Source organism: Nitrosomonas sp. Is37 (genome assembly GCF_033063275.1).
In the GTDB taxonomy this organism is placed as follows: domain Bacteria; phylum Pseudomonadota; class Gammaproteobacteria; order Burkholderiales; family Nitrosomonadaceae; genus Nitrosomonas.
This window is the reverse complement of record NZ_JAWJYP010000027.1, coordinates 39,623-46,137: the sequence shown is the minus strand read 5'-3', so window position 1 is coordinate 46,137 and position 6,515 is coordinate 39,623. Positions and strand designations below refer to the sequence as shown.

Here is a 6,515-nt window from a genome sequence, read left to right as displayed (position 1 = left end):
TTAACGGTATTAAACAATCAGGAGATCAAAAACAGGCAGCCGCTTAACTCTCTATACACCAGATTTGACTATAGCTCGTGGCCCTAACCTTGAAGGTGGACTCGCAACATTATGTACTTGTAAACACAGCATGCGACAAAATCGCACACCTAGTGAATGAAAAGGATTATGGATACTAGGATTGACTTCAAGGGCAAAGAAAAATGGTTTTACTGGTGAGCACTATCTTTTTATATGATGAAAGTTGATCAGGTATTTGAAACTCATAGAGATTTGTATCAATATCTAGGAAAATATAATAGACTAGTACTGAGAATTAAGAGTGCAGTAAAAAACCGCCTTGGAGATATCTTTGAACCTAAAATTGATTGCTCTGATGCGCTAAATCCAATGATGTATAAATTACCTCATAAAAATCATTCTCATAGAAATAATATAGAGGAAGATTGGGACGATCATTGGAATGATGATATCGTTTATAAAGGGAAACCCGCATCTTTGTTAGTAGGCGATATTAAAAATACTTTTGTGTGGCCACAGCCAAAAATCAAATTTAGGCGACCGCGCGGTGTTGGTAATTTAAAAATCTCTATCGGAGAAGATTTATTTAAATTTATAGAATCATACGAGTAACTTAATGCTCGTATCATCAATCATCAACTTTACAATAGCAACAGCAAATAATGATTTAGCTACAAAATCCATCGTTACAATAATATGGCAGATTATAAAAATTTCGACACGATGCTCTCAGTCAACGCGATGATGGTGAATTACATAATCATCACTCCCCCGAACGCTTGCCCAATTTGTCAGGCAAATTCCAGAGAAACCGCCCGGTACTGATCAATTGACGACGTAGCAAGACCCAGTCTTCTGTACGTTTTTTCGCATCCAGGCAACGCAATAGCCGCACTCGGAGCGCAGCATCCTGATGGTGCAGTATGGCTGCCCAGAGTGCATCATTTACGTTGTAAATCCTTCCTTCCTTGAGACATACTGGAATAACTTGCTCTATTGGTACCGCAAGATCATTCGCAACTGCCTGCACCGCTGCACGAATGCTGATAGCCTTGACGTCCTGCTGATTACTTAAGTCATAAGGTGGTTGCCATGCACTTGTCGGTCGCAACAGATCGATATGACTTACGACGACCAGCATGGGAGGTAAACGGCGATTCAATTGCGTACTCTGGAATACGCGTAAGGCATCCAGACAATGACGCTCAGTTTGCCGATCAGGGCGATTTGCCGGACTGACCCACAAAATCAGATCCGCGTCCAGCGCAGCGGCGTGTATTTGCCTCTCATTAAAGCGCGTGCTGTCACAGCCCGGGCTATCAAAGATCAATGCTTGGGTTAATCCTTCGCGTTGCAGCACAAAGGGGGTAATTGTCTGAGTCGTATCCGGTAATACATCGGCAGCAGTAGTGAGTTTTCCGAATAATGCATTGATCATGCTTGATTTGCCAGCGTTGGTCCGTCCCAGCACTAGGATGCGTAGTGGTTCTGCAGGTACGACTGCAGTTTGTTCGATTTTACTTAAATCGGCATGAGAAATGGGTGTCCTCTCCGCAACCTGTTTGGAGGCTTCCTCCAATGCCACTGGCTGGCGACCACTGTAGAGATCGATCGCATAATAACCAACCTTGCGTATATAAGCACGCAAGAACCAGCGATGCAGCTCGCTGCGAGCGAGACCAAAACTGCGCTCTTGGAGGTGCCGCCAGATCTCACTAAACAGAGCATTCACCGGGTTGATCAGCACCCTACCCGCCCGGTAAACATTGTATGCTTGCTCTGCTTTAGCTTTCCAGCGATGTAACCGAAGCAAATCACCAATTGTCAGACGATCACTAAACGGTATATTTTCAGTCACATCTTTGCGTAAATCACGGCTCGCCTGCTCGATGATCAACAGTGTATGCGGCACAGTGAGCTCTAGAAAAGGCTTCTCGGCTTGGGGATAATAACAGTGTGATACTGTATCCAGCGCGCGCCTGCCCAGTCCTAATATCCAGGATGAATCTTCGATCGGCCAGTCTTCAGGCTCACACGTATCTGCCAGCTTTTCGACCTGCTGCCAGACTGCTTCCGCCTTTGGTGGCCAATCTGGATTAGGTTCAGTAACAATTTCATCAAGCATTTGACGATCACGTTTCGCTTGCCAATATTGCAAGCCATAGCTCAGTGCGCTGAATACCGCCATGGCGATCACCCAGTAAAGCAGATTGCCTGTCTGCCACAACCATAGCATCCCCAATCCAAATACAGTGAGTGTTGGCAGTCCTAATAAAATCAGTGCGAATACTCGCAGTGGATCAGTTCTCTGCAATAATGTTTTCATTTACCACGTAATCGCTCCTTAAGCAAGGAAGCGCCACTTTCCAGCGCCTCCATATAGATTCGCCGCAGGGTCTCAGGATCGACATTGAGACCATTCTTACGCCGAGTAAAAAAATAAACTGCAGCCTTGCCTAATGCATAAGTCGTTGCACCGCTGGAGCTCGCGCCCCACACTGCTCCTGCTGTTTGCCCTAAAACAGGAATAACTTTAGTGACCACACGCCCCACCAGACGCGCCAGGTAGCTGGATGCTATACCCGCTCCCAGCAGCGTAAGAAACTCAGTGATGGTACGCTTATCCCAGCGTTGCCCGTAAAGGACCGCAAGGCCATGCAAGAGCTTTGCCTGAACGGTAGATACTGCCACCAAATCTACCACCGGCAGAGCACCTAACCCGGCCGCAGCCAGTGAATAACCGACGATATGCTGATGGGCAGTGCGTTCATAAAGATCACGCACTTCCTTTTCACTAGTCAACTGATGCTGCAGGCCGAACGGCAAGAGGGACTCAATTGCCTGCCACAATGCTTCCAGACCATAATCAGCTGGATCATAACCATCTTCAGGTAAAGTAAGATCCACAGCTATCCAGCGCACTGGAATGTAACCAGGCAATTTTTCTGCGGCAGTACGCTGGGCAAGTAAGGCACGCCGCAGCTCGAGTGGAATCGTATTCGGTAAAGGCTCCTCACCATAGGGCCAAGGGCAGATATGCCTGCCGTCTGCAGGATAGAGTTCATGCAGGCCAGTTTGTACAATCAACAAGGGCCACTCGGGATGACGCTGACGAACTGTCCGTAACACCTGGTAGACAGATTCCTGATGTACATCTGCCACCTTCATCACGGCAAGCAGCAGATGCGCCTGAGATTCGCAATAATGAATGTCATCTGTCGGATCATAGGCAACCTCCCCCAGACCGCGCGTATCAAGAAACCTGACTACCGGCATTTCACCAGGGCAATCATAAAAACGAGAATGACGTGTACATGGCTGAAACCCATTACCTATCTCCGCTGCTTCGTTACCAGTCAGTGCTCGGATGATGGAAGTTTTACCTGCCTGTGCTTTACCTATTAGCCATAATACCGGCAGCGGCAATCTTTTCCGTGCTTCACGCAAGGAAGACTCCAGCGCAGCTTCGTCTACTTTGGGTTCAAGTAGAACTGACTGAAGTTGTTTCCAATACTCTGGCCAGTTTCTGAGATTATCAAATTTCATCAATATGGATAAATCAGTTGATTATCAGATAGATGAGTACGGTAATACCTTTTTCAAGACTATTTTACGCGCTTTGCTGCTATTACACTCAGAAACAAAAAATATTATTTGGCAGTCACCTCATCTCTACCCAGCCGCACCTGTTCATAAACGCCATGGCAATACGATAGTCAATTAATAAATGGAAAAAATACTTTAACGATCCGGCTGTGTGACGTACGCTTGTCAATTCTTTTATTGTTAAATCAGAACTTGCAAGCTGAGTAAATTCATTGATGTTGATAACTCTATAGAGGAACTTTATATGTCTACTTTGAAATTTTACATCATAGCAGGCGTTTTCTTTCTTTGTTTGACAAAAGTGGGTCTGATTTTCGCTGATACATCTAAAGTTGGCACATGGACAACCGCTTCTCCCGCTCCCACTAAACGAACGGAAGTGGTTGCGGCTATGGTCAAAGGTAAGATATATGTGGTGGGTGGGTTTAGTGAGCCAAAGCTTCAGAATGTCCTGAAATTTGCCATTAGCAGCGATGTGGAAGTATATGACCCTGTTTCTGATTCCTGGTCTATTACCACTCCTCTACCAGAAGGGCGGCACCACGCTGGTATCGCCTCACATAATGGCATGTTATATATAATTGGTGGATTCACCAAATCCTTCTTGTCCATCTGGCATGCGGTTCCCACAGTCTATCAATACAATCCCTCAACGGCAAAATGGCGTGAATTAGCTCCTATGCCGACTGCCCGTGGTGCGCTAGGTGTCACCGTTTATCAGAATCGCATCTATGCCATTGGTGGATATGATGGAAAAGACAATTCTGCTGCGGTGGAAATTTTTGACCCAGAAACCAATACTTGGTCATCTGCTGCTTCGATGCCTACTTCCAGAGACCATTTGGCTGTTGCAACGGCTGGATCTCGAATCTATGCCATTGGTGGTCGGCCTGATCTGGACTATCATCACAATATGAGAACAGTCGAAGAATATGATCCACAAACCAATCAATGGCGAGCTCGTGCTAACCTGCCTACTGCCCGCAGTGGCATTACCGCTGGCGTAATTAATGGCTGGATTTACGTGGTCGGTGGCGAATCTGGAGAGGGCACTTTTGCCACCAATGAAGCATATGATCCAATTAAGGATCAGTGGCACACTATGGCTCCAATGCCAACTGCACGTCATGGTCTCGGCTCTGCTGTGGTCGATGGACGTCTATATGTGATTAGCGGTGGTCCAAAGCCTGGTGGTTCATTCAGTCAAGTGAACGAAGTCTTTACACCACCACCGACTAACACCACCTTAAACCAGTGATATTTCTCTGCTAACCACTAGGAGCTTTATATGACTTTGCATACTTTATAAGCCATATTGTATATCGAATTAAGTCATCTCATTTCAAAGAAAACCACAACGAATTTTACCCTACGAGATCTCGCTTTTGACGTAATATATTACCTCACACTTGGAAAGCTTATTTGTTAGATCTTGGAGATATGAATGGATATTATAAGCATGGTATTTAGCTTTTTAATCGGTACGGCTATAGGTTTTGTTATCGCGCATTCATGGAATACACACGTAGCTCAACAGGCGATCATAAAAATAAATAATCTATTTGATCGATTGTGGCATCAGCATACCAAACTTTTGCAAGAGATGAAGCAGGATATGGATAATCCCGATTACAAGTTCCAGAGAGAATTTTATATTCTCAAGAAAAATCAGCGTTTTAGTTTGAGCCTTGCAAAACCTTGTCTGGCATATTTCTTAGATGAACACGATGGCTTACAAGATCAATTAAAAACTTTGGAAGCTTATGGCTTCGTTAGTAACGTCACTGAATCAAGTAAAAATAATTTCGCCAAATATCAATTTAGCGAAAAATTCGTTGAATTGCTTCGTAATAAAGAAATTTAGTGTGTAAAAAGGTCATCGTCTAGAAGATGATGACCTTCTGCTATCCAGGATTTTATGACCAAGCTAAAATACTATTCCAATTTTTGACATGAACTTAGTTCTGATTCTAAAAAATAACAAGAATCAAATAATATTATTTTGCTAACTGCTTTTCTTTTATTTCTTCTAAGGTTTTACAATCAATACAAAGTGAGGCAGTAGGACGTGCTTCAAGTCGTTTCAATCCTATCTCAACACCACAGTTATCACAATAGCCGTACTCCCCTGCATCAATTTTTGCAAGCGTTTCAGCAATTTTTTTGATGAGTTTTCGTTCCCGGTCTCGATTGCGCAACTCAAGTGTCATATCTGATTCTTGGCTGGCTCTATCATTAGGATCAGCAAAAACTGTCGCTTCTTCCTGCATTACGTGAACAGCCCGATCTATTTCCTGCCCTAATCCAATCCTGAGATCCTCTAAAATCTTGCGAAAATATGCGAGCTGCTCATCACTCATATAAGGCTCGCCTTTTTTTGGTTTGTAAGAAACAACTGGTTTCTGTAGTTCATGTGGCTCATGTGGCATTCTGAATGCTCCTGTCTTTATTTCCCGTCTTTATTAATTACTAGCAATAATTAAACATACAGGAATAGCAGAAAAAGATATATATAGCAAGTCCGCCCTGCTAGATTACTAAAATCCTTGTCTCCTTATTAGGAGTATAATTTCAGCGGCGCATATTATACAGAAATAGTTTTTGTTTTATACTATATTTACGAATATATTTACGAATAGTAATTCAGATGTAAAAAAGCGGGGCAAAGCTGTAACCCCAGTAAACATTTCGCTCACCCACCGTAACAGCCTGATACTAAGTTGCGGATTACTGCCGACTTTACAGAAGCAATAAAGTGACTATGTGGAAGCAGCTTATGAATCACTTTATTCCAGTTTTCATAGCTCCAGCTTATCTCGAAAGCTTATGAATTGGTCAGGGTGAGCAAAATTTGTTACCACTAACAGGCCCAATCCAATCGACAGCGT

Annotated in this window: 6 protein-coding genes; 3 read left to right on the top strand and 3 right to left on the bottom strand. The window is 43.9% G+C overall.

Annotation, left to right across the window (positions count from 1 at the left end; all coding sequences use genetic code 11):
• Window positions 1–234 precede the first annotated feature (234 nt).
• Window positions 235–633, top strand: coding sequence for a hypothetical protein (locus R2Q26_RS12070; RefSeq protein WP_317536504.1), 399 nt, complete (start codon window positions 235–237; stop codon window positions 631–633).
• A gap of 151 nt (window positions 634–784) precedes the next feature.
• Here R2Q26_RS12070 and R2Q26_RS12065 read toward each other — a convergent pair whose 3' ends face one another.
• Both R2Q26_RS12065 and R2Q26_RS12060 read right to left on the bottom strand, forming a co-directional pair.
• A complete protein-coding gene (locus R2Q26_RS12065) occupies window positions 785–2,347 on the bottom strand; it encodes a GTPase family protein (RefSeq protein ID WP_317536503.1) in 1,563 nt (520 codons plus the stop codon).
• Window positions 2,344–3,567 (bottom strand): YcjF family protein, encoded by a 1,224-nt coding sequence (locus R2Q26_RS12060; RefSeq protein ID WP_317536502.1) that lies wholly within the window; start codon window positions 3,565–3,567, stop codon window positions 2,344–2,346. Before R2Q26_RS12060 ends, R2Q26_RS12065 begins: the two co-directional genes overlap by 4 nt.
• A 304-nt stretch (window positions 3,568–3,871) precedes the next feature.
• Here R2Q26_RS12060 and R2Q26_RS12055 point away from each other — a divergent pair, with 304 nt between their 5' ends.
• Entirely contained in the window at window positions 3,872–4,885 is a 1,014-nt protein-coding gene (locus tag R2Q26_RS12055; protein WP_317536501.1) for a Kelch repeat-containing protein, read from the top strand.
• Between the two features lie 186 nt (window positions 4,886–5,071).
• On the top strand, window positions 5,072–5,491 hold the full coding sequence (locus tag R2Q26_RS12050; protein WP_317536500.1) for a hypothetical protein: 420 nt from the start codon (window positions 5,072–5,074) through the stop codon (window positions 5,489–5,491).
• Between the two features lie 133 nt (window positions 5,492–5,624).
• Here the strand turns inward: R2Q26_RS12050 and dksA are convergent, their stop codons facing one another.
• Window positions 5,625–6,056 (bottom strand): RNA polymerase-binding protein DksA, encoded by a 432-nt coding sequence (dksA, locus tag R2Q26_RS12045; RefSeq protein WP_317536499.1) that lies wholly within the window; start codon window positions 6,054–6,056, stop codon window positions 5,625–5,627.
• Between the last annotated feature and the right edge of the window lie 459 nt (window positions 6,057–6,515).